This window comes from Streptomyces odonnellii (assembly GCF_000981895.1).
Lineage (GTDB): Bacteria > Actinomycetota > Actinomycetes > Streptomycetales > Streptomycetaceae > Streptomyces > Streptomyces odonnellii.
This window is the reverse complement of sequence record NZ_LATD01000290.1, coordinates 1-23,420: the sequence shown is the minus strand read 5'-3', so window position 1 is coordinate 23,420 and position 23,420 is coordinate 1. Positions and strand designations below refer to the sequence as shown.

Annotated in this window: 18 protein-coding genes and 3 pseudogenes; 17 read left to right on the top strand and 4 right to left on the bottom strand. The window is 72.2% G+C overall.

All coding sequences use genetic code 11. The features are described 5' to 3' along the window. Positions 1-403 precede the first annotated feature (403 nt). On the top strand, positions 404-1,195 hold the full coding sequence (locus tag WH07_RS25375; protein ID WP_052744558.1) for a hypothetical protein: 792 nt from the start codon (positions 404-406) through the stop codon (positions 1,193-1,195). A gap of 23 nt (positions 1,196-1,218) precedes the next feature. Then, positions 1,219-2,460 (top strand): type VII secretion-associated serine protease mycosin, encoded by a 1,242-nt coding sequence (gene mycP, locus WH07_RS25370; RefSeq protein WP_046504502.1) that lies wholly within the window; start codon positions 1,219-1,221, stop codon positions 2,458-2,460. Here mycP and WH07_RS25365 read toward each other — a convergent pair. After that, complete coding sequence (locus WH07_RS25365) at positions 2,426-3,079, bottom strand: serine hydrolase (RefSeq protein ID WP_232789057.1); 654 nt, start codon at positions 3,077-3,079, stop codon at positions 2,426-2,428. The genes mycP and WH07_RS25365 overlap by 35 nt on opposite strands. 141 nt (positions 3,080-3,220) lie before the next feature. Between WH07_RS25365 and WH07_RS25360 the strand changes: the two genes are divergently transcribed. Both WH07_RS25360 and WH07_RS25355 read left to right on the top strand, forming a co-directional pair. Continuing rightward, positions 3,221-5,590, top strand: coding sequence for a hypothetical protein (locus tag WH07_RS25360; RefSeq protein WP_157877431.1), 2,370 nt, complete (start codon positions 3,221-3,223; stop codon positions 5,588-5,590). A gap of 122 nt (positions 5,591-5,712) precedes the next feature. After that, entirely contained in the window at positions 5,713-6,444 is a 732-nt protein-coding gene (locus WH07_RS25355; protein WP_046504494.1) for an SseB family protein, read from the top strand. A gap of 109 nt (positions 6,445-6,553) precedes the next feature. Here the strand turns inward: WH07_RS25355 and WH07_RS25350 are convergent, their stop codons facing one another. Further along, the gene (locus WH07_RS25350) at positions 6,554-6,916 is read right to left on the bottom strand and encodes a DUF1844 domain-containing protein (RefSeq protein ID WP_079023550.1); all 363 of its coding nucleotides are present in this window, start codon (positions 6,914-6,916) and stop codon (positions 6,554-6,556) included. Between the two features lie 390 nt (positions 6,917-7,306). Between WH07_RS25350 and infC the strand changes: the two genes are divergently transcribed. The 11 genes and pseudogenes from infC (at position 7,307) to WH07_RS25295 (ending at position 19,138) form a co-directional block, all read left to right on the top strand. Beyond that, positions 7,307-7,969, top strand: coding sequence for a translation initiation factor IF-3 (infC, locus tag WH07_RS25345; protein ID WP_079023549.1), 663 nt, complete (start codon positions 7,307-7,309; stop codon positions 7,967-7,969). Between the two features lie 123 nt (positions 7,970-8,092). After that, positions 8,093-8,287, top strand: a complete 195-nt coding sequence (rpmI, locus tag WH07_RS25340) for a 50S ribosomal protein L35 (RefSeq protein ID WP_046504486.1) — start codon at positions 8,093-8,095, stop codon at positions 8,285-8,287. A 102-nt stretch (positions 8,288-8,389) separates the two neighbouring features. After that, positions 8,390-8,776, top strand: a complete 387-nt coding sequence (rplT, locus tag WH07_RS25335) for a 50S ribosomal protein L20 (RefSeq protein ID WP_046504483.1) — start codon at positions 8,390-8,392, stop codon at positions 8,774-8,776. Between the two features lie 135 nt (positions 8,777-8,911). Further along, on the top strand, positions 8,912-9,751 hold the full coding sequence (locus WH07_RS25330; RefSeq protein WP_046504480.1) for a TrmH family RNA methyltransferase: 840 nt from the start codon (positions 8,912-8,914) through the stop codon (positions 9,749-9,751). An 81-nt stretch (positions 9,752-9,832) separates the two neighbouring features. Beyond that, a complete protein-coding gene (locus WH07_RS25325; protein WP_408645930.1) occupies positions 9,833-11,188 on the top strand; it encodes a sensor histidine kinase in 1,356 nt (451 codons plus the stop codon). A gap of 169 nt (positions 11,189-11,357) precedes the next feature. Further along, a complete protein-coding gene (pheS, locus tag WH07_RS25320) occupies positions 11,358-12,491 on the top strand; it encodes a phenylalanine--tRNA ligase subunit alpha (protein WP_046504479.1) in 1,134 nt (377 codons plus the stop codon). After that, a complete protein-coding gene (gene pheT, locus WH07_RS25315; protein WP_046504477.1) occupies positions 12,491-15,019 on the top strand; it encodes a phenylalanine--tRNA ligase subunit beta in 2,529 nt (842 codons plus the stop codon). The genes pheS and pheT overlap by 1 nt, the downstream gene beginning before the upstream one ends. A gap of 217 nt (positions 15,020-15,236) precedes the next feature. Beyond that, a pseudogene (locus WH07_RS41355) lies at positions 15,237-15,836 on the top strand (PP2C family protein-serine/threonine phosphatase); the annotation flags it as partial. A gap of 231 nt (positions 15,837-16,067) precedes the next feature. Next, a pseudogene (locus WH07_RS41350) lies at positions 16,068-16,490 on the top strand (PP2C family protein-serine/threonine phosphatase); the annotation flags it as partial. 690 nt (positions 16,491-17,180) lie between these two features. Continuing rightward, on the top strand, positions 17,181-18,521 hold the full coding sequence (locus WH07_RS25300) for a hypothetical protein (RefSeq protein WP_046504475.1): 1,341 nt from the start codon (positions 17,181-17,183) through the stop codon (positions 18,519-18,521). An 86-nt stretch (positions 18,522-18,607) separates the two neighbouring features. Then, positions 18,608-19,138 carry an NUDIX hydrolase gene (locus WH07_RS25295; protein ID WP_046504473.1) on the top strand — a complete coding sequence of 177 codons (531 nt, stop codon included), beginning with the start codon at positions 18,608-18,610 and terminating at the stop codon, positions 19,136-19,138. Between the two features lie 129 nt (positions 19,139-19,267). Here WH07_RS25295 and WH07_RS25290 read toward each other — a convergent pair whose 3' ends face one another. Then, positions 19,268-20,128, bottom strand: coding sequence for a 3-hydroxybutyryl-CoA dehydrogenase (locus tag WH07_RS25290; RefSeq protein ID WP_046504505.1), 861 nt, complete (start codon positions 20,126-20,128; stop codon positions 19,268-19,270). 201 nt (positions 20,129-20,329) lie between these two features. Between WH07_RS25290 and WH07_RS25285 the strand changes: the two genes are divergently transcribed. Beyond that, the gene (locus WH07_RS25285) at positions 20,330-21,580 is read left to right on the top strand and encodes a glycoside hydrolase family 10 protein (protein WP_046504470.1); all 1,251 of its coding nucleotides are present in this window, start codon (positions 20,330-20,332) and stop codon (positions 21,578-21,580) included. Between the two features lie 108 nt (positions 21,581-21,688). On the opposite strand, the gene WH07_RS25280 is transcribed toward WH07_RS25285, so the two are convergent. Continuing rightward, positions 21,689-22,585: a DMT family transporter gene (locus tag WH07_RS25280; protein WP_046504468.1), complete on the bottom strand. Its 897-nt coding sequence runs from the start codon at positions 22,583-22,585 to the stop codon at positions 21,689-21,691. Here WH07_RS25280 and WH07_RS25275 point away from each other — a divergent pair. After that, positions 22,584-23,420: pseudogene (locus WH07_RS25275) on the top strand (aminotransferase class I/II-fold pyridoxal phosphate-dependent enzyme); the annotation flags it as partial. The gene WH07_RS25280 and the pseudogene WH07_RS25275 sit on opposite strands and share 2 nt — an antisense overlap.

Genomic DNA, 23,420 nt, shown 5'->3' with positions numbered 1-23,420 from the left:
CCCGCGAACCACAGACGGCCCGCGCCCACCGGCGGCCCCCCGCACCACCGACCTCCCGCGCCCGCCCGCCGCCTCGCGCGTCACCGACGCCCTGCTGCTGCCCGAGCAGCCGCCAGGGCTGCCCCGGATACCTCCGCCGCCCCCGGGCCCGCCGACGGTCGGGCAGCGCGTGGGTGAGCAGCGTCCGTACGACCACCGAACGCCCCTCGGGCGCCCGCCCGCCACCGAGCCTCCGCCCTCCGAGGTCACCACCCGGCTGCGCGTGCTCCCCTCGCAGCCCGTCCCCTCGCAGCATGTCTCTTCGCGGCCCGTCCCTCCGCGACCGCCCGTACCGCCGCTGCCCTGGGGCCGGCCCTTCGGCGGCATCGGTCTCGCGCGGGGCCCGCAGGTCCCCGAGACCCCCATGGAGACCACGACCCGGCTCCGGCCCGTATCCGCCCGGCGCCCGGTCAGGACGGCCTCCGCCCTCGTCTGTGTCGTCCTCGGCCTCGGGCTGATCGGGGGCGCCGCCACCGGCACCTGGCTGACCGGTGACTCGGCCGCGGAACCCGCCGCCCGCGACACGTACACCACCGCCCGCGCCCTCTGGCACAGCGTCCCCGTCGACACCCTCTTCCCCCGCACCCTCAAGGGCGACGGCGCGGGCCCCGGCGGCGCTGACCGGGAGTGGACCCGGATCGCGGTCGCCCCGGACAGCGGCTGCGCCGGCACCCTCGACCCGCTCCTGCTGAGCGCCCTGCGCCCGGTCGGCTGCGGGCGCGTCCTGCGCGCCACCTACACGGACGCCACCTCCAGCAGCGTCACCACCGTGGGGCTCGTCTTCACCCGGGCCGAGCCCGCCGGGATGGAGGCCCTGAGCGCCCGCTTCCGCGGCGAGCGGCTCACCGAGCGCGCCGACCTCATGCCCCTCACGTTCCCGGTCGAGGGCACCGCCGCCGCCCGGTTCGGTCCCGCGCAGCGGGCGAGCTGGACGGTGAACGTCCTCACCGAGGCGCCCGTCGTCGTGTACGCCGTCTCCGGCTTCGCGGACGGACGTACGGTGACCGCGCCCCAGCCCGTCGGCAAGGCCATGGCCAAGGGCGCCACGAGCGCGCCCGCGCAGGCCGGTCTCGGCCATGAGGCCAAGGGGATCGCGGACGGTATCGAACGAGGGCTGCGGGCGACCGCGAGCGCCGGTGCGGTGGCCCCCGAATGATCCCGGAGCCACCGAAGAGGTCCATGACCCCCGAGCTGCCGAAGACCCCGCAGTCCCCGAGGCCCCGGACGACACGGAGCCCCCGTGGCCGGAAGCGCCTCGCCCCCGTACTCGCCGCCGCTCTCTTCCTGCTCGTACCCGCCGCTCCCGCGCACGCCGACGAGATACGCGCCCAGCAGTGGGCTCTCGACGCGCTGCACACCGAGCGTGCCTGGCGCACCTCCCAGGGCCATGGCATCACCGTCGCCGTCCTCGACACCGGTGTCGACCCCACCCACCCCGATCTCGACGGACAGGTGCTCCAGGGCAAGGACCTGATCGGCTTCGGCGCCTCCGACGGCGACCGCTCATGGGCCCGCCACGGCACCGCCATGGCCGGCATCATCGCGGGGCACGGCCATGGGCCCGACCGCTCCGAGGGTGTCCTCGGGATCGCGCCCCAGGCGAAGATCCTTCCCGTACGGGTCATCCTCGAAGGCACCGACCCCGCCCGCACCAAGGCCCGCAACTCCAAGGGCGGCGCCCTCGCCGAAGGCATCCGCTGGGCCGCCGACCACGGCGCCGACGTCATCAACCTCTCCCTCGGCGACGACAGCGAGTCGGCGCACCCGGAGCCGGCCGAGGACGCGGCCGTCCAGTACGCCCTCGCCAAGGGAGCCGTCGTCGTCGCCTCGGCCGGCAACGGCGGTGAGAAGGGCGACCACATCTCGTACCCCGCCGCCTATCCCGGAGTGATCGCGGTGGCGGCCGTCGACCGCTACGGGACGCACGCCGCGTTCTCCACGAGCCGCTGGTACGCCACAGTCAGCGCTCCCGGCGTCGATGTGGTGATAGCGGACCCGGACCGCCGTTACTACGAGGGCTGGGGCACCAGCGCCGCCGCCGCGTTCGTCTCCGGAGCGGTCGCCCTCGTACGGTCCGCCCACCCCGACCTCACCCCCGCGCAGATCAAGAAGCTGCTCGCGGAGACCGCGCGCGACGCGCCCCAGGGCGGGCGCGACGACTCCAGGGGGTACGGGACCGTCGACCCGGCCGCGGCCATCGAGGCGGGCGGCGAGCGGTCGCGTACGGAGCTGCGGGGCCGGTCCGCGGGATACGGCGAGCGGTACTTCGGCGCCGGGCCCTCCGTGCCGCGCGCGGAGCCGGAACCGGCCTCCTGGCTCGCTCCCACGGCGGGCGCGGCCGGTGCCGTGCTGCTGGCGTGCGCGGTGGTGCTGTGGCGCGGCGGTGTCAGGCGCCCCGGCGCGTTCGGCGTACGGCGCTGACGGCGGCCGTCTCGACCCGGGCGATGCCCTCGTCCCTGGTGGCGTGGCCGTCGGACAGGACCGCGATCAGACAGTTCCGCACCCGGCCCACCGAGTGGACCACCCACAGACCGCCGGCGGTCCTGGGCAGCCAGCCGTTCTTCAGCGCCCAGTCGCCGCCCGCGGCCGACACACCCCAGTCCTGGCCAGGCACCACTCGTTCCATCAGGTCCGCGATGAACCGGCGCGACCGGCCATTCAATGGTGAATTCCTGGTGTCCATGTCGAACACGGCCTTCAGCAACGTGAGTTGATCGCGCGCGGTGGTACGGGTCAGCCCCCACGCGGGCGCCGCCGCCGTCCGCCGCATCCCGAGCCGCGCGTACGCCGCGTCCAGCCCCGCCACCCCACCGGCCGCCGCGCGCAGCACCGTCGCCGCGTCGTTGTCACTGCGCTCGATCATGGCCGCGGCGAGCCGCTCCTGACCGCCGGTCAGCCACTCCCCGGCGTCCTGAGCCCGCAACAGCAGCGCCGCGAGAACCGCGACCTTGACCACACTGGCGCACACATACCGCCGGTCCTCGCCGTACGCCGCCTCGCGCCCGCCGGCCATGTCGTACACCGCGACAGAAAGATCCACCACACGACCGTACGGCCTGGCGCGATTGATCTTTTTCCGATGCGGCTGTCACCGGATGTGTGTACGTTGTGACGGCTCGCGCGGGAAGCGTGGGTGGCTTGGGCCGTCTGTGGCCAATTGGTGTTGCTCTGGGGAGGGTATGTGCGTATGCACAGAGAGCGGTTCGGATCAGAACTATCCACGCGTCGGCGATCACTGGCCGTCGGCGCGCTCGTACTGGCACTGTCGGCCGCTGGGCCCGCGACTGCAAACGCGGTCATCAACGGGGACGGGGACATCGATTCGTCGGCGACGACATCGTTCACGGACGAGACACCGCCTGTCCTTTCGGTCACCACCCCCGGCAACAGGGCGCAGGTCCTGTTCGACGCCGACGCGGGTGACGACATCGGTTTCGCCGTCACCAACTCGACCTTCAACTCCTCGGTCGCCCTGGAGCTGTACGACCCCCAGGGCGCCAAGGTCGGCATCAACGGCACTGTGAGCGGTGCCGCGGACGACTGGGAGGTCAGTGATCTGCCGCTGGCCGGCCGTTACTCACTGATCCTCAGGCCGGGTACGGGCAACAGCGGTTCGGCCACGGTGACGCTGTCCGAGCGGGTGAACGGGCAGCTCGATCCGACCGGCCCCACGGCCCTGACCACGCTCTCCAGGGCCGGGCAGGACGGAGCGCTGACCTTCTCCGCGCAGCCGGGCGACTCGCTCAGCCTGGGCGTCGACGCGGCCGGCATGGAAAAGAGCCTGTACGCGCGCCTGTACGGTCCGGACGGCAGCCAGGTCCTCAGCCGGTATGTGGCCGCCAGGGGCGCGGGCGCCCTCGACATCGACGCGCTGCCGCAGGCGGGTCCGTACACACTGACCCTTGACCCCGACGGAGGCGCCACGGGCACGGTGAAGGTGACCGCTTCGCATTACGCGGAGGCCGGGGCCCTTGATCCGGCCGCCCCCGCCGTGGAACTGCCGATCGACCGGATCGGCCAGGACGGCCGTGCCACCTTCACCGCCACCGCCGGGCAGCGTGTCTCGCTGGGAACGGCGGCGTCGGGGCTGGGCGGTTACACGCGGATGGAAATCCGGCGGCCCAACGGTTCCCGGCTGGACTTCTTCACGGTTCCTGACAACTCCAGTGCCGAGTGGGACAGTTCCGCGCTGCCGGACTCCGGTACGTACACGATCGCCGTGCTGCCGGACAATCCGCTGGCGACCGGCAGGCTGGCGCTGACTCTGTCGCGCCCGGTGGAACTCGCCCCGCTCTCCGCCACTGGTGATCCGGTCGCGGTGAGCATCGGCCGCTTCGGACAGAACGCGCAGTCGGTCTTCACAGCCGGCGCAGGCGCTCATCTCACACTGGCCGTCACGGGCAACACCTTCACCGAGGCCGCCGCCGTGACCGTGCTCGCACCGTCCGGCGCGGCGGTTGTGAACGGGCAGACCGTCGCCGCGGGCAAGACGGCGACCATCGATCTGTCCGCGGCCGGGCTGCCGGAATCGGGCGCGTACACCGTGATCGTGAACCCGAACAAGGGCGCGGGCGGGAGCCTGACCCTGACCCTGAGCGAGGATCTCGCCGTACCCCTGGCGGCGGACGGTCCGTCGGCGAAAGCCGAGCTGACCCGCCCCGGGCAGCGCGCGCGGATCGACTTCACGGCGCCCGACACCGCGTCACTGGGCTTCGCCGCCACGGGCAACAGCGTGCCGCAGCCGACCGATGTCCGGCTGATCCCCGAGGGCGGTACGTCACAGGCCGTCGGCTCGTTCGCCAAGAACGCGGACGGCGTCCACTATCTGGCCGGACTCACCCCGGGCAAGCGGTACAGCCTGCTGCTGACCCCGGGGACAGTGGCGACCGGTTCCCTCACGCTGTGGCTGTCGAAGCCGGTGGCAGCGGGGACGCTGACCGCGGCGAGCCCTTCCGTCACGAGTGAACTCACCCGGCCCGGCCAGCAGTTGGAGTACACCACCGACGCGGTGGGCGGGGACGGCTCGGCGCTGGTGTTCTCCGGGACCACCCTGACCGGCCCGTCGTCCATCAGGCACCTTCCGCCGGGCGCGTCGTCCGACGTCTCGCTGGGCACGCTGCGCACGGCGGACCTGGACATCGCCCTGCGCGCCCCGCTCGCGGCCGGCACGCACCGGATCCTGGTCCAGCCCAACGCGCCCGCGACCGGCCGTACGACGGCGACTCTCGTCCCGGACGTGGACGCGGGAGCGGTCACCGTGGGAGGTGCGCCGAAGCCGGTCACGATCACCACACCGGGCGGACACGGCCACCTCACCTTCACCGGAACCAAGGGGCAGAAGCTCACCCTCGGTATCAGCGCCCCGGCATCCGAATGGGTGCTGTCGGTCGCAGGACCCGACGGCAAGTGGCTGGTCAACGAGCGCTCCATGAGCGCGTCGACCCTCTCGTACGCCCTGGCCGCTCTCCCGGCCAACGGCGTCTACACCCTGACCGTCGACCCCGGCGCGCTGAAGACAGGCACGTACACCCTGGGTCTGAACGCCTCGTGACCCTCGGAGCCCGGCCGGTCTCGACGCGATGACACCGAGCCCGGCCGGGCTCCGCACGGTCGCATCCCGGCCGTGCCGAGACGGGGCGTAGGTGTGTCCGGCACATGGCCTAGGCTCCACTCGTGGCGCTCAAGAACATTCCCGGGTCCGGTTTCTCCGATGACGACGGCTCTCCCGATCCTGTGCTGGCGGCGGCCCTGGCCGAGTGGGCCCAGGACCGGGCGGCCGAGGCGCGGGTGCTCGCGGCGCTCAAGGGGGCTCGGCTGCTGGTGCCCGTCGTCGCCGTGCTCGGTGAGACCGAGGAGGACGAGCGGGGGCTGCGGCGCGAGAAGTCGAGTGACATGGCCGTGCCGACCCTGACGGCGGGAGACCGGCGCGCGCTGCCCGCCTTCACGTCCACCGAGGCGCTGGCCCGCTGGGATCCCGCGGCGCGGCCTGTCGCCGTACCGCTGCGTCAGGCGCTTCAGGCCGCCGTGCACGAGAAGGCCGACACCGTGGTGATCGATCTGGCGGGGCCCGTGCCGTACCAGCTCACCGGGCCCGCGCTGCTCGCCCTCGCCGAGGGGCGTACGAGCACCGATCCACTGGACGATCCCGCCGTCACCGGCGCGGTACGGGCCGCGGTCGCCGCCGAGCCCGCGGTCCTGCGGGCGTATCTCGGCCCCGGCAGCGCGGACGGCACCCTCGCGCTGGTAGTGGATCCGGGCGCGCCCCCTGCCGAGGCGGCGCGCCGGATCGCCGGGGCGCTGGCGGCCGACGACATCCTGAGGGCCCGCCTGGTGCGCGGGCTCGACCTGGCACTGCTGCCGGCCGGAGCCGTACCGCCCGGCGAGCCCCTCTTCGTACGCGCCTGACAGGGCTTGTGTTTAACAGGGCTGCGCCTGACCCGGGCTCGTGCCTGACGCGGCTCGTGCCCGAGCCGGGTCGAAGACGGCCCGTGAAGCGGATCAGCCGTGGAGCGGCTCAGCCGTAGACCGGGCCCGTGTACTTCTCGCCCGGGCCCTGTCCCGGCTCGTCCGGTACCACCGACGCCTCACGGAACGCGAGCTGGAGCGACTTCAGCCCGTCCCGCAGCGGCGCCGCGTGGAACGAGCTGATCTCCGTCGCGCTCGCGTCCATCAGCCCGGCCAGCGCGTGGACCAGCTTCCGGGCCTCGTCCAGGTCCTTGTGCTCCTCGCCCTCCTCGGTCAGACCGAGCTTCACGGCGGCGGCGCTCATCAGGTTCACCGCGACCGTGACGATCACCTCGACGGCGGGGACCTCCGCGATGTCGCGCGTCATGGCGTCGAAGCCGGGGGACTCTTGGGGGGAGGTGGCGTCACTCATGCCCCATACGATAGGCGTACGAGGGGCGCGGCCCGCCCGCGGGAGCCCGCCCGCACGGACCGCCGGACCCCTGGGAGTCACAGGGTTAGCACCTTCTCCGGGGAACTGCTAACCTTGTGTTACGACCGGCCGGACATCCTTATGCCCGGCCCACAAGTGGAGGCTCCGATCTCCCACCTGGCTGCCCCTAAGGGGCGGCGGGTCACCGGTCAGGCGGTGCCCATCGTTCCGTACGGACGATGGAGCCGCCCGACGCGCCCCGTGGTACATGCGCGGCGGTGCTCCGGTATTCAGTAGGAGCCCTGCCTGTGTGCCGTCCGGGGCATTTTTCGTGTTCCGCCGCGGTTGGTCCTATGAAACAGACGTTACGTGGCTGTCTGCCAGACAGTCGTGTGGTGCTACCGAGGAGGATCCATCAGCGCCGAGCCCCGCATCAACGACCGGATTCGCGTTCCCGAAGTGCGACTTGTCGGTCCCAGTGGCGAGCAGGTGGGCATCGTGCCGCTTGCCAAGGCCCTGGAGCTTGCGCAGGAGTACGACCTGGACCTGGTCGAGGTCGCGGCGAACGCCCGTCCGCCCGTGTGCAAGCTCATGGACTACGGGAAGTTCAAGTACGAGTCGGCCATGAAGGCCCGTGAAGCGCGCAAGAACCAGGCGCACACGGTCATCAAGGAGATGAAGCTCCGGCCCAAGATCGACCCGCACGACTATGACACCAAGAAGGGTCATGTCGTCCGGTTCCTCAAGCAGGGTGACAAGGTCAAGATCACGATCATGTTCCGTGGCCGTGAGCAGTCCCGTCCCGAGCTGGGCTTCCGACTGCTTCAGCGGCTCGCCTCGGACGTCGAGGAACTCGGCTTCATCGAGTCGAACCCGAAGCAGGACGGCCGGAACATGATCATGGTCCTTGGCCCGCACAAGAAGAAGACCGAGGCCATGGCCGAGGCCCGCGAGGCCCAGGCGGCCCGCAAGGCCGGTCGCCAGGGCGGCGCGGCCGAGGAGTCGGCGGGCTCCACCGCGGAGGCTCCGGCCGAGGCATCTTCCGAAGCGTGATCCGGGGGGCCGCCATCCAGGCGGCCCACGGCTCCGGTCCGGAAACCATCAGAGATCTGACGCTCCCGCGCGCCGGCCCGACCGGTCGGCAGGGAGCGCCACTGACGAGGAGAGAACGGCGCCATGCCGAAGAACAAGACGCACAGCGGTGCCAGCAAGCGCTTCAAGATCACCGGCTCCGGCAAGGTGTTGCGCGAGCGGGCCGGCAAGCGCCACCTGCTGGAGCACAAGTCGTCCAAGCTGACGCGTCGCCTCACCGGCAACGCCGAGATGGCCCCGGGCGACGCCAAGAAGATCAAGAAGCTTCTCGGCAAGTGATGTCGCGGCCCCGGGTGACCGGGGGCACGGCAGCAGGACCGGGACCTATTCGTTCTCGGGCCGTGTGAGTCCAACCACGGCCCCGCTACAAGGAGTTAACACGTGGCACGCGTCAAGCGGGCAGTCAACGCCCACAAGAAGCGCCGGGCGATCCTGGAGCAGGCCAGCGGTTACCGCGGCCAGCGTTCGCGCCTGTACCGCAAGGCGAAGGAGCAGGTCACCCACTCCCTCGTCTACAACTACAACGACCGCAAGAAGCGCAAGGGCGACTTCCGTCAGCTCTGGATCCAGCGCATCAACGCGGCCGCCCGCGCCAACGGGATCACGTACAACCGCTTCATCCAGGGGCTCAAGGCCGCCAATGTCGAGGTGGACCGCAAGATCCTCGCCGAGCTGGCCGTCAATGACGCCACCGCGTTCGCCGCGCTGGTCGAGGTCGCCCAGAAGGCCCTCCCGAGCGATGTGAACGCTCCGAAGGCCGCCGCCTGATCCCGTCAGGCCGTCTCTCCTTCCCGCCGGACCCGCAGGCACCGCGCCTGCGGGTCCGGTGCGTTCCCGGCCCGGGTCCCGTCCCGTACGGCCGGGCCACCGCCATCCCGTACGAAGAAAAGCGAGCCGCCGCCCATGGGCACCCCCGAGCTGATCTCCCCGCGCTCCCCGCGTGTCACCGCCGCCAGAAGGCTCGCCAAGCGCGCCTTCCGCGGTAAGGAACGCCGGTTCATCGCCGAGGGACCCCAGGCCGTACGGGAAGCGGTCGCCCATCGCGGGGAGGGCGGCGAGCCGACGCTGACCGAGCTGTTCACCACGGCCGAGGCCGCCGAGCGGTACGCCGACATCGTGGACGCGGCGCGGGCCACCGGGGCGCGGGTCCACTACGCGGCCGACGGCGTGCTCGCCGATGTCTCGCAGACCGTGACCCCGCAGGGGCTGCTCGGTGTCTGCCGCTTCCTCGACTCGCCGTTCGAGGACATCCTGCGCGCACGGCCCCGGCTCGTGGCCGTACTCGCGCATGTCCGCGACCCGGGCAACGCCGGTACGGTGCTGCGCTGCGCGGACGCGGCGGGCGCGGACGCCGTCGTCCTCACCGACGCGTCCGTCGATCTCTACAACCCCAAGTCGGTCCGCGCCTCGGTCGGCTCGCTCTTCCATCTGCCGGTCGTGGTCGGTGTTCCGGTGGAGGACGCCGTCCAGGGGCTGCGGGAGGCGGGTGTCCGTGTCCTCGCCGCCGACGGGGCGGGCGAGAACGACCTGGACGACGAGCTGGACGCGGGGACCATGGGCGGGCCCACCGCCTGGATCTTCGGCAACGAGGCATGGGGGCTGCCGGCCGGGACCCGGGACCTCGCGGACGCGGTGGTACGGGTGCCGATCCACGGAAAGGCCGAGAGTCTGAACCTGGCGACCGCCGCGGCCGTATGTCTCTACGCCTCCGCGCGCGCCCAGCGAGTCCGTCCCGCGCGCTGAGGGGGTCGGCTCCGTCACATTCAGCTAGTAATGTTGCGGCTTCGGGCCCACTGAGCTACGCGGAAGAGGTGGGATGCGGGCATGACTGTCGGGGCGAGCGGACCCGCTGCGGTCCAGGGAGCTTTAGCGCGTGCGCCCTCCGGCGGACCCGAGGCGCCGCGGAGCGACACACCGGCACCCGCACCGATACCCGCCGCGCCGGGCCCGGACGGCCCGGCGTCCGTCCCCGGCGGCCCGGACGGCCTCAACGGCCCCGCCCCCGGGCTCGCCGACGCCGAGCCTGAAGCCGTGCCCGCCCAGGACGGCCCTGAAAGTTCCGAGGACCCGCACGGCCCGGGCGGTCCGCCGCCAGAGGACTACGGTGCCGCGGCGGCCGGGCTCGGGATCGATCCCGACGATCTGCCCGACGGGCTCGTCGTCGCCGATGAGCACGGCCGGGTCATCTGCTTCAACGCCGCCGCCGTCCGGATCACCGCCGTACCGCTCTCCGCCGCCCTCGGCCGGCCGCTGGACGAAGCGCTGCCGCTGGAGGATCTCAAGGGCCGCCGCTGGTGGGCGCTGACCGATCCGTACGGCGGACTCGCCACCCGCGTCGGCCAGCCCGAACGCAATCTGCTGCTGCCCGGCGGCCGGGAGGTGCTGGTCTCGGCCCGGTACGTACGCGCCCGTCAGACCGGGCCGGTGCGCCGGCTGGTGATCTGTGTACGCGGTACGGAAGCGCGGCGGCGCACCGAGCGCAGCCATGCCGAGCTGATCGCCACCGTCGCCCATGAGCTGCGCTCGCCGCTGACGTCGGTGAAGGGGTTCACGGCGACCCTGCTCGCCAAGTGGGAGCGTTTCACGGACGACCAGAAGCGGCTGATGCTGGAGACCGTCGACGCCGACGCCAACCGGGTCACCCGGCTGATCGCCGAGCTGCTCGACATCTCCCGGATCGACTCCGGCCGTCTTGAGGTGCGCCGCCAGCCCGTGGACATCGGGGTGGCCGTGGGCCGGCATGTGCAGGCGCACACCGCCGCGGGACAGTCGCCCGACCGGTTTCTCGTACGGATCCAGCAGCCGCTGCCCGATCTGTGGGCGGATCCCGACAAGATCGACCAGATCCTGGGGAACCTGCTGGAAAACGCGGTGCGCCACGGCGAGGGAACCGTCACCATCGAGGTGGCCGCCGCGTCCCTCCAGCGCGAGGCGACGACAGAGAAGGGAACGTCCGTCACCGTGTGCGACGAAGGCCCCGGGATCCCCGAGGAGTCGATGGGCCGCGTCTTCACCCGCTTCTGGCGCGGGAGCAAGCGCGGCGGGACGGGCCTGGGCCTGTATATCGTCAAGGGCGTCGTCGAGGCGCACGGCGGGACGATCACGGTCGGCCGGGGACCCGGCGGCGGCGCCCAGTTCCGATTTATTCTGCCCGTCGGCGCGCCCGCCTACCTGAAATAGGATCTGCCGCGAAGCGACAGACAGGGCGGTGGCAGCCGGCGGGCGGACGCCCCAGTGGCCCGCGGGCCACTTCACCTCCGTACGGCCCTAGACTCGACCATTGGCAACCTTCGTGCCCTCAGTGATCGAGCAGGGTCGTTTCGCCAGCCAATCGGAAGTACGGGAAGAGATGTCGGCACCCAACAAGTCGTACGACCCAGTCGAGGTCGAGGCACTGAAACCGGAACAGATCGAGCGCATGCGGGACGAGGCGCTCGCGGCCTTCGCCGCCGCCGGTGATCTCGACGCGCTCGTCCACGCCAAGACCGCGCACACCTCGGGCACCTCGCCGCTCGCGCTCGCCAACCGGGAGATCGGCGCGCTGCCGCCGCAGGCCAAGGCCGAGGCGGGCCGGCGCGTGGGCCAGGCCCGCGGCGCCGTCAGCAAGGCCCTCGCCGCCCGGCAGGCCGAGCTGGAGGCGGAGCGGGACGCCCGTGTCCTGGTCGAGGAGGCGGTGGATGTCACGCTGCCCTACGACCGGGTACCGTCCGGCGCGCGCCACCCGCTGACCACGCTCATGGAGCGGGTCGCCGATGTGTTCGTGGCGATGGGGTACGAGGTCGCGGAGGGGCCCGAGGCCGAGGCGGAGTGGTTCAACTTCGACGCGCTCAACTTTGTCCCCGACCACCCCGCGCGCCAGATGCAGGACACCTTCTTCGTCCAGGGCCCGAACGTGCCCGGCGGCTCGGCGGACGAGTCGGGTGTCGTGCTCCGTACGCACACCTCGCCGGTCCAGGCCCGCACCCTGCTCGACCGCGAGCCCCCGGTGTATGTCGTCTGTCCGGGGCGCGTCTACCGCACCGACGAGCTGGACGCCACCCACACCCCGGTCTTTCACCAGATCGAGCTGCTCGCCGTCGATGAGGGCCTGACCATGGCCGACCTCAAGGGCACCCTCGACCACATGGTGCAGGCGCTCTTCGGCCCGGACATGACGACCCGGCTCCGCCCGAACTACTTCCCCTTCACCGAGCCGTCCGCCGAGATGGACATGGTCTGCTACGTCTGCCGGGGCGACTCGGTCGGCAACCCCGACCGGCCCTGCCGCACCTGTGGCAGCGAGGGATGGATCGAGCTGGGCGGCTGCGGCATGGTCAACCCCAAGGTGCTGACCGCCTGCGGTGTCGACCCGGAGAAGTACAGCGGATTCGCGTTCGGTTTCGGTATCGAGCGGATGCTGATGTTCCGCCACAACGTCGAGGACATGCGAGACATGGTCGAGGGCGACGTCCGGTTCACCCGGCCGTTCGGGATGGAGATCTGATGCGCGTCCCGCTTTCCTGGCTGCGGGAGTACGTCGACCTGCCGGCGACGGAGACCGGCCGCGACGTCCAGGCCAAGCTCGTCTCCGCCGGTCTGGAGGTCGAGACCGTCGAGCAGCTCGGCGACGGCCTCAAGGGCCCCCTCGTCGTCGGCAAGGTACTCACCATCGAGGAGCTGGAGGGCTTCAAGAAGCCCATCCGCTTCTGCACCGTCGACGTCGGCACCGCGAACGGCACCGGCGAACCGCAGGAGATCGTCTGCGGCGCGCGCAACTTCCGCGTCGGCGACAAGGTCGTCGTGGTGCTGCCCGGCGCGGTCCTGCCGGGCGACTTCGCGATCTCCGCGCGCAAGACGTACGGCAGGACGTCGCACGGCATGATCTGCTCCAGCGACGAACTGGGCATGGGCGACGACGGCTCGGGCGGGATCATCGTCCTGCCGCCGGAGCACGAGGTCGGCAGCGACGCCATCGCGCTGCTGGAGCTGGTGGACGAGGTCCTCGACATCGCCGTCACCCCCGACCGCGGCTACTGCCTCTCGCTGCGCGGTGTCGCCCGCGAGACCGCCATCGCGTACGGGCTGACCCTGCGCGATCCGGCGCTGCTCGACGTACCGGCGCCCAATTCGTACGGCCACCCGGTACGGATCGCCGACCCGAGCGGCTGCGACCGCTTCACCGCGCGTACGGTCACGGGCCTCGACCCCGAGGCGCGGAGCCCGATCTGGCTGACCCGCCGGCTCCAGAAAGCCGGAATGCGGCCGATCTCCCTCGCCGTCGACATCACCAACTACGTGTTGCTGGAGCTGGGCCAGCCCCTGCACGCGTACGACCGCTCCCGTCTTGAGGGGCCGATCGGAGTCCGCCGAGCCCAGCCCGGCGAGAAGATCACCACGCTCGACGGCGCCAAGCGGATCCTGGACCCCCAGGACCTGGTCATCACCGACGACCGCGGGCCCATCGGCCTCGCCGGGGTGATGGGCGGCGCCAACACCGAGATCGCCGACCTCACGGCCCACCCCGAGACCGGCGAGGTCCAGGGCACCACCGAGGTGGTCATCGAGGCCGCGCACTTCGACGCGATCTCCATCGCCAGGACCGCGCGCCGCCACAAGCTGGCCTCCGAGGCGTCCAAGCGCTTCGAGCGCGGTGTGGACCCGCAGGCCACGGCCGCCGCCGCGCAGCGGACCGTCGATCTGCTGGTGCTGCTCGCGGGCGGCTCGGCCGAGGCCGGGGTCACCGAGGTCGTCGCGCCCTCCGCGCCGCGCACCATCACCATGCCCGCCGACCACCCCGACCGCGTCGCCGGTGTCGGCTACGGCAGGGAGACCGTCGTACGCCGCCTCCAGCAGATCGGCTGCGACGTCTACGGGCAGGACGAACTCGTCGTGACCGTGCCGTCCTGGCGGCCCGACCTCGGCGCGCCCAATGACCTCGCCGAGGAGGTCATCCGCCTTGAGGGGTACGAGAACCTCCCCTCGACGCTGCCCACCCCGCCGTCCGGCCGCGGACTCACCGAGCGCCAGCGGCTGCACCGCCGCGTCGGCCGCGCCCTGGCGGGAGCCGGTTATGTCGAGGCGCTGAACTACCCGTTCATCGGGGACGCGGTGCTCGACGCCTTCGGGCTGCCGGCCGACGACGCCCGCCGCCGTACGGTCAAGCTCGTCAACCCGCTCTCCGACGAGGAGCCCGCGCTGCGCACCACGCTGCTGCCCGGACTGCTCGCGGCGCTGCGCCGCAACGACGGCCGCGGTTCGCACGATCTGGCGCTCTTCGAGACCGGCCTGGTCTTCCGGCCCACCGGCGACGAGACCGTACCGGTACGGCTGCCCGTCGACCGGCGGCCGTCCGCCGAGGACCTGGCCCTGCTGGACGCCGCGCTGCCGCGCCAGCCGCGCCGCGCCGCGGTCGTGCTGGCCGGAGCACGCGAACAGGCCGGCTGGTGGGGCGAGGGCCGCCCGGCCGACTGGGCGGACGCCGTGGAGGCGGCCCGCACCGTCGCCAGGGAGGCAGGCGCCGAGCTGACCGTGCGGGCGGACCGGCACGAGCCCTGGCACCCCGGCCGCTGCGCCGCGCTGCTCGTCACCGTGGACGGCGAGGAGACCCTCGTCGGCCATGCCGGAGAGCTGCAACCGCGCGTGGTCAAGGCGCTCGGGGTGCCGGAGCGCACCTGCGCCATGGAGATCGATCTCGATCTGCTGGAGCGGGCGGGCACCGGCGCGATCGAGGCGCCCCGGATCTCGACGTACCCGGTCGCCACCCAGGACGTGGCGCTGGTCGTCGCGCGGGACGTACCGGCCGCCGAGGTGGAGCGGGCGCTGCGCGAGGGCGCGGGTGAACTCCTGGAGTCCCTGAGGCTGTTCGACGTCTTCACCGGCGAGCAGATCGGGGAGGGCCACCGGTCGCTCGCGTACGCCCTGCGCTTCCGCGCGCCGGACCGCACGCTGACCGTCGAGGAGGCCACGGCCGCCCGTGACGCGGCCGTCGCGCTGGCCGCCGAGCGGACCGGCGCGGTTCTTCGCGGCGCATAATCGCCATTGCGTAACACCTGGTCATAGGTCGTCGTTGGACAGACGGCCGTCCCCTGAGGGGCGCCTCCGGATCTCCGGAAGCGCCCCTCACTCATTCGGGTGAGAAGTCCGGAGCGGGTTCGCCAACGCATATGCGTGATCGACACAATCGATCCGGCCACTACGGTCGACGTACGCCCATCGGCTTAGCAGCCGGGCGGCCGAAGGGGGCCGGCGGATGAATCGGACCAGGGCAGAAGAGGACGCGTTCGAGGACGCGCCGGCCCCCTGGGGTGTCGTCGAGTGCGCGATCCCGGGCGGTGTGCTCGCCCTCGTGGTCACCTGGGAGCTGACCTGCCCGCCGGCCACTCTCGACAATCTGATCCCGCGGATCGTGACCTGTGTGGCCTTCCTGCTGGTGGTGGCGTATCTGCTGAACCGGGTGCGGCGCCGGGGGCTCCGGGAGCTGAGCCAGGTACGGGCGGTGGCGCGGGCCGTGCAGGAGGTGCTGCTCAGACCGCTCCCGGCACGGATCGACGGGCTGGCCGTCCACGCCCGCCAGCTCTCCGCCTCCCGGGGCGCCGATGTGGGCGGCGATCTGTACGAGGCGGTGGCCACCCCGCACGGCGTCCGTGTCGTCATCGGCGATGTGCGCGGGCACGGACTGCCCGCGATCGGAGCGGTGGCCGCGGTGCTGGGCAGCTTCCGGGAGGCCGCGCACGACGAGCCGGAGCTCGACGGTGTGCTGCGAAGACTCGACCGGGCGCATCAGCGTCATCTGCGGGAGCTGTGGTGGCAGGAGACCGTCAGGGCGGAGGGCCGGGACGGCTCGGGGCCCGCTGCGGACGGGCCGGTGCTGAAGGGGCTGAGACGTGACGGTCCCGGGCCGGACGGCTGGAGAGCCGTGCGGCGCGGGTTCGGCGTCGGGGGCACCGGCGGACGCTGGTCCTGCTGCCGGTGGTACGGCTGGGGCATCGGGCGCCGGGGATTCGGACGCCGGGCGTTCGGGCGTTGGCGGGCCGGGCGGGGGTTCGCGGGCATCGAGTACGGCGCCGGGGATCCGGAGGGACTGTCGGCGGAGGAGTTCGTCACCGTACTGCTGCTGGAGATCGGGGCCGACGCGCAGGTACGGGCCCTGAACTGCGGCCATCCCTGGCCGTATCGGCTCGGCCGGAGCGCCGTGCCGCTCGCGACCGCGGAGCCGCTGCCGCCCCTCGGCGCCTTTCCGCTGCCGGCGGAACTTCCGCTCCAGAGGTGCGGTCCGCTGCTGCCCGGCGAGTCGCTGTTCCTGCACACCGACGGCGCGCAGGACGCCCGGGACTCGGCGGGACGGTTCTTCGGTCTGGAGGACGCACTCGCGGAAGCCGTGGCGGGTGACCGTGGGGCGCCGCTCGCGCCGGCCGATGTGGTGCGGCGGGTGCATGCCGCGCTGCTGCGGCACACGGGCGGGCGGATCACGGACGACATGGCGCTGCTGGTCCTGCGCAACGACCGGCCGGCGGTACGGGTGGGGGACTCGGAGCCGGATACGGGTGCGGATTGCCGGGAGCGGGACGCGGGGCTTTCGGGCGAGCGGCCGGCCGAGGGTGCCGTGTTAGTCGCGGGCCCACCGGCCGGCCACCCACCGGAGCAGCTCCCGCTGGCAAGCCGCGCACCGGAGAGACATCCGTCGGAACAAGCTCCGACCGGGCACGTCCCCGTAAAGCAACTCGCCCCTGAGCCGCTGCCCCCTGAGCCTCGGTCACCCGGTGCTTCCCCTTCCGACGTACCGGCGGACACCCGTACGGAGAAGCTCACGGACTTATACGCGCCCGGGCAATGTCCATGCCCCCGGCCCGGGATGACCGTGACCGGGGTGGTAGGCACGACTTCCTTCCGCCGGTAGGGCGTCATGGCCGGACATCGCCATGACGGCCGGCGCCGCCTGCCCCGCCGCGGAGTGTCGGGCAGGTCGGCAGGGCAGACGGCGCGGTTGCGGGCCACCGCACTGTGCGAGGGGGAGCCGGCGGCCCGGCCGCCTCTTTCCGAGGCGGACTCCAGTCAATCGGTCCCGGGCGTCCGGCGGCAGAGTGCACAAGGTGCGGATGCGGGCATTACGTTCACACCCCGTGCGAATCGCACTACGCTGGCGCCCTCGTCAAGAGGGCCCGGAATCGGACGCGTCACTGGAGGGGCACCGCACATGCAGCCCAACACCCTGCTCGATTCACTGCTCGACGAGGCGGGCATCTCCCACGCCGGACTCGCCGCCCGGGTCAATGAGGCGGGCCGGGCCAGAGGCCTTGCCCTGCGGTACGAACACACCGCGGTGTCCCGGTGGTTGAAGGGCCAGCGGCCCCGCGGCCAGGTGCCCGATCTGATCTGCGGGGTGCTGGGCGACCGGCTGCGCCGGGCGCTCACCCTGGACGACATCGGACTCGGCGTCGCGGGCGAGCCGCGTGCGCCGGGGCCCACCCCGCTCTCGGGCTTTGTCGAGCGGGCCACCGCGCTGTGGCGCTGCGACGAGCAGCGCAGGCCGCACATAGTGGACGCCCCCGCCGTCACCGGCACACCGGCGGTGATCCCCGTCTGGGAGTGGGAGAACCCTCCGGAGGACACCGATGTCTCGCGCAGCGGCCGTACGAAGGTGGGCCCCGCCGATATCGAACTGCTGCGATCGGCCAGGGAGCACTACGAGCTGATGTACCGGAGGGCGGGCGGTGTGGCCACCCGCTCCCGGATCGTCCGCTTCCTCAACGCCGAGACCGCGCCGCTGCTGCGCGGCGGATACAGCGACGCCCTCGGCCGTCAACTGCACCGCGCCACCGGCGGACTGGTCGCCGTGGCGGGCATCTGCGCGTACGACTCAGACGCCCATGGCCTCGCCCAGCGCTACTTCCACCAGGCGCTGCGGCTGGCCAAGGCCAGTGGTGACCGGGGCCTGGGCGCCTATGTGATCGCGCTGCTGGTCAACCAGTCGTTGCACATGGGCGAGCACCGTCAGGCCGTCGCCTTCGCCGAGGCCGCGCTGCGTGCGGCGGGCTGCCAGATCACCCCGGCGCTGGCCGCCGACCTCTATGCGATGCAGGCCAAGTCGTACGCCCATCTCGGCGACGGCAGCGGCGCGCTGGGGTGCATCAGACGCGCCGAGACGGAGGCGGAGCGGATCAGGCCGGGGCACGAGCCGGAGGAGACGGGCTACGTCCAGCCGGGCCTGGTGAACGTACAGGTGGCGGAGGCGCTGCTCAGCCTGGGGGATCTGGCCGCGGCGCGGGCGCACGCGGCGGCGGCCGTGGACACACCGGCGCACGACAGGGGCCGGGTGCACCGGCTCGCCATGCTCAGCCATATCGAACTGCGCCAGGGCGAGGCGGACAGGGCCGCCGGTACGGCACGCGAAATGGCCGAACGGGCGCGGGGCATGGAGTCCCAGCGGCTGCGGGACCGGCTGCGCGCCGTGCGCGCCCAGTTGGTGGCCAGCGGATCCTCGGACGCGGAGGCGGCGGCCGAACTGATCTCAGGCGCGCTGCGCGTTCCCCTGTGAGCCCCTCTGTGAGCCCCCTCTGAACCACCGTGTGCAAGAACCGCTGCTGCGATATTGCCATCAACTTGTCGGAAGGTGGCAGAAGCGTGCAGTGGACGAAACTTAGCGAACAAACTGTTTATGAGAACCCGTGGTTCCAGGTCAATCTGGCGGATGTCAAGCTGCCTGACGGCCGGCATCTTGACCATTTCCTGATCCGGCTCCGGCCGGTCGCGGTAGCGACCGCGGTCAACTCCGCCAACGAGGTGCTGATGCTCTGGCGGCACCGCTTCATCACCGACAGCTGGGGCTGGGAGCTGGCCGCGGGTGTCGTCGAGGACGGCGAGTCCATCGAGGCGGCCGCCGCCCGGGAGATGGAGGAGGAGACCGGGTGGCGCCCCGGCCCGCTCCGGCATCTGCTGACGGTCGAGCCGTCCAACGGTCTGACGGACGCCAGGCACCATCTCTACTGGGCGGAGGAGGCCACGTACATCGGTCATCCCCAGGACGACTTCGAGTCCTCGCGCCGTGAGTGGATCCCGCTCAAACTGGTGCCGGACATGATCGCCCGTGGGGAGATCCCGGCCGCCAATATGACGGCCGGGCTGCTGATGCTCCATCACATACGGCTCGGCTGAGGGCCGCCGGCCGCCGACCACGTCGGCTGCCTCGCACGCTCCTGATCCGCCCGGCGGATCAGGAGTACGCGTCAAGGTCCGGAGTGCGTGTCCCGGATTGCGTGTCGGGGTCCGGAGCAGGGGCCGGGGTCAGGAGTACGGGTAGAAGCCCGCGCCGGTCTTGCGGCCGAGCCTGCCCGCGTCCACCATCCGCTGGAGCAGCGGCGGCGCGGCGTACAACGGCTCCTTGAACTCCGCGTACATCGAATCGGCGACCGACGCCACCGTGTCCAGACCGATCAGATCGGACAGCTTGAGCGGGCCCATCGGATGGGCGCAGCCCAGCTCCATCCCGTCGTCGATGTCCTCGCGGCTCGCGATGCCCGACTCGAACATCCGGATCGCGGACAGCAGATACGGGATGAGCAGCGCGTTCACCACGAAGCCCGAGCGGTCCTGGGCACGGATCGCGTGCTTGCCGAGCACCCCCTGGACCAGGGACTCGGCCCGCTTGATCGTCTCCTCGGACGTCGTCAGCGCGGGAATCAGCTCGACGAGCCGCTGCACGGGCGCCGGGTTGAAGAAGTGGATACCGATCACCTGGTCGGGGCGCGAGGTCGCGACCGCCAGCCTGACCAGGGGGATCGACGAGGTGTTGGAGGCGAGGATCGCGTCCGGGCGGGTCACCACCTGGTCGAGCACCTGGAAGATCTCGGTCTTCACCTTCTCGTTCTCGACCACGGCCTCGATGACCAGATCGCGGTCGGCGAACTCACCGAGATCGGTGGTGAAGGTGAGCCTGCCGAGCGCCGCGTCGCGCTCCTGCTCGCTGATCTTGCCGCGTTCCGCGGCCTTCGACAGCGAGTTGTGCAGCCGGGTACGGCCGATCTCCAGCGCCTCGCCCGTGGTCTCGGCGACCTTCACGGCCAGGCCGCTCCGGGCGACGACTTCCGCGATGCCTGCGCCCATCTGGCCGCAGCCCACCACTCCGACGCGGGCGATGTCGGTCAGGGTGTCGGTCACATCGTGCCTTTCACTCGTCCGTGTCCCCGCGGGTCCCCCGTCTGGTTCCGGTGCCCGCCTCAGGACAGGACGTTACTCCGCGGCGGAGTGTGGACGACCGGCCGGGGCGGGCATGCTCAGCGGAAACAGCGGCCCGCCCGGCGATCGACGGCGGGCCGCCCGGCTGCGGACCAGAGGACGGGGCGTCGCATGGCACACATCGGCAGACGAGGGCTGGTCGCGGGCGCCGCGGGAGTGGCGGCCGCGCTGCTGGCAGCGGGTGACGCCGCCGCGCGGACACCCCGGCACCACGCCCCGCGCCGGGAGTTCCGCGGGATGTGGCTGGCGACGGTCGCCAACCGGGACTGGCCCTCGGCGCCCGGTCTGCCGGCGGACCGGCAGCGGGCCGAGCTGATCGCGCACCTGGACACGGCCGTGGCACGCGGGCTGAACACGGTCGTCCTCCAGGTCCGGCCGACGGCGGACGCGCTGTGGCCCTCGCCGTACGAGCCCTGGGCGCAGTACCTCACCGGCGTGCAGGGCCGCGATCCCGGCTGGGACCCACTGGGCACGGCGGTGCGCGAGGCGCACGCACGCGGTCTGGAACTGCACGCCTGGTTCAACCCGTACCGCGTCGCGAACCACCCGGATCCGTCCCGGCTGACGGCGACCCACCCGGCCCGGGTCCACCCCGAGTGGATCCTCCCGTACGGCGGGAAGCTGTACTACAACCCGGGGCTGCCCGAGGTCAGACGCTTCGTCCAGGACGCCATGCTGGACGCCGTCGAGCGGTACGCCGTCGACGCCGTGCACTGGGACGACTACTTCTATCCGTATCCGGTCGCCGGGCAGGTCTTCGCGGACGACGAGACGTACGCGCGGTACGGAGCGGGCTTTCCGGACAAGGCGGCGTGGCGGCGGGACAACACGGACCGGCTGGTACGGGAGACCGCGGCCCGCATCAAGAAGATCAACCGGGCGAACGGGACCAGGAAGGACGTACGTTTCGGGATCAGTCCCTTCGGGGTGTGGCGCAACGCGGCCACCGATCCGCTGGGCTCCGACACCACGGCCGGCGTGCAGACCTATGACGATCTGCACGCCGACACCCGCAAGTGGGTCAAGGAGGGCTGGATCGACGACATCGTCCCGCAGCTCTACTGGAACATCGGCTTCCCCGCCGCCGACTACGCGAAGCTGCTGCGCTGGTGGGACGGGGTGGTACGGGGGACGGGTGTGGCGCTCCACATCGGCGAGGCCCTCTACAAGGCGGGCGACCCGGCGCAGCCGGCCGCGTGGCAGGACCCGGCCGAGCTGTCCCGCCATCTCACCCTGGCGAAGGAGTTCGCGGAGGTGCGCGGGCACTGCTTCTTCTCGGCGAAGGAGGTCGGCGCCGATCCGATCGGGGCGATGACCCGGGTGGTGGCGGACCACTACGGCGGGGCGGACCGACGGAAATGAGCGGGTTCCGAGGACACGTCGGGCGCTCCGTGACCGCTGTACGCGTCAGGCGCCGGGCCGCCGACCGCCGTACGCGTCAGGCGTCAGGCCCGCCCACCGCCGTACGTGTCAGGTGCTCGCCCGCTGTGTGACCGCGATGCAGACCAGTACCGCCACCGCCGCCACCGGTGCCGCGGGCGTGAGGTGCTCGCCGAGCAGCAGCACCGACCAGACCAGGGTCAGCACCGGCTGGGCGAGCTGGAGCTGACTGGCCTTCGGGATCCCGATCGCCGCCATGCCCCGGTACCAGACGTACAGCCCGAAGAAGGTCGAGCCCGCGGCCACCCAGACCAGCCCGGCCACCCCATGGCCTGTCAGCCGCACCGGTTCGAAGGCCAGCGCCACCGCCGCGCCGCCGGCCGAGAGCGGCAGGCAGCCGATCAGTGCCCAGCCGACCACCTGCCAGCCGGGCATCACCCCGGCCAGCCTGCCGCCCTCCGTATAGCCCGCCGCGCACACCACCAGCGCGCCGAACAGATACAAGTCGGCCGCCGACAGCGCCCCGCCGCTCTGCTGGACCGCGAACGCGATCACCACGGCCGCACCGGCCAGGGCCGCCAGCCAGAAGGTACGGGACGGCCGCCGCCCGGTCCGGGCCGCGGCGAACGCCGCCGTGGTCAGCGGCAGCAGCCCGATCACCACGGCCGCGTGCGAGGTGGTGGAGGTCTCCAGCGCCAGGGTCGTCAGCAGCGGAAAGCCCAGCACGACCCCGCCGCAGACCACCGCGAGCCCGCCCCAGTGCCGGCGCTCCGGGACCGGCACCCGCAGCGCCAGCAGAAAGGCGCCCGCGATCAGCGCGGCGAGCACGCTCCGCAGGGCCACCAGCGACCAGGGGCCGAAGCTCTCCAGGCCCCACACGGTGGACGGAAAGGTGAGTGAGAAGGCGGTGACGCCCAGCGCGGCGAGCAGAGTGCCGCCGCCGACCGCTATCGGGGTATGGGGAGTAGCGCTATCCTGTGCTGTCATGTACGAGCGTAGCAGTGTGTCGGAACTGGCCGATTCCCTGAGGCAGGAGTTGGACCGCTACTCACCCGGTGGAAAACTGCCGTCCAGCAGAGCACTGGTCGACCGTTACCGGGTCTCCCCGGTGACCGTCTCCCGCGCCCTCGCCCGGCTCGCCGCCGAGGGGCTGGTCGTCACCCGCCCGGGCGCCGGAGCCTTCCGGGCCGCACGGGCCGAGGCCCCGCAGCGCGGCGACACCCGCTGGCAGGAGGTCGCCCTCAGCGCCGACGCCGCCACCGAACTCGTACCGCGCGCCGTCGACGCCTCCGGAGTCCTGATCACGCTCGCCGCGCCGCCGCCGGGTGTCATCGAGTTCAACGGCGGCTATCTGCACCACTCCCTCCAGCCGGAACACGCCATGGCCGCGGCCCTCGCCCGCGCGGGCCGGCGGCCCGGCGCCTGGGGACGGCCGCCCACCGACGGCCTTCCCGAACTGCGCGAATGGTTCGCCCGGGGCATCGGGGACACCGTCACGGCCGCCGAGACGCTGATCGCCGCCGGCGGACAGAGCGCACTGACCACCGCGCTGCGCGCGCTCGCCCCGCCCGGCGCGCCGGTCCTGGTCGAATCGCCCACATACCCGGGGATGCTGGCGATCGCCCGCGCCGCCGGGCTGCGGCCGGTGCCGGTGCCGGTCGACCACGACGGCGTACGGCCCGAGCTGCTCGCCGCCGCCTTCCGGGCCACCGGCTCCCGGGTCTTCGTCTGCCAGCCGCTGTTCCAGAACCCCACCGGCGCCGTGCTCTCCCCGGCGCGCCGCCCGGTGTGCGTATCGCCCGGGAGGCCGGGGCCTTCGTCG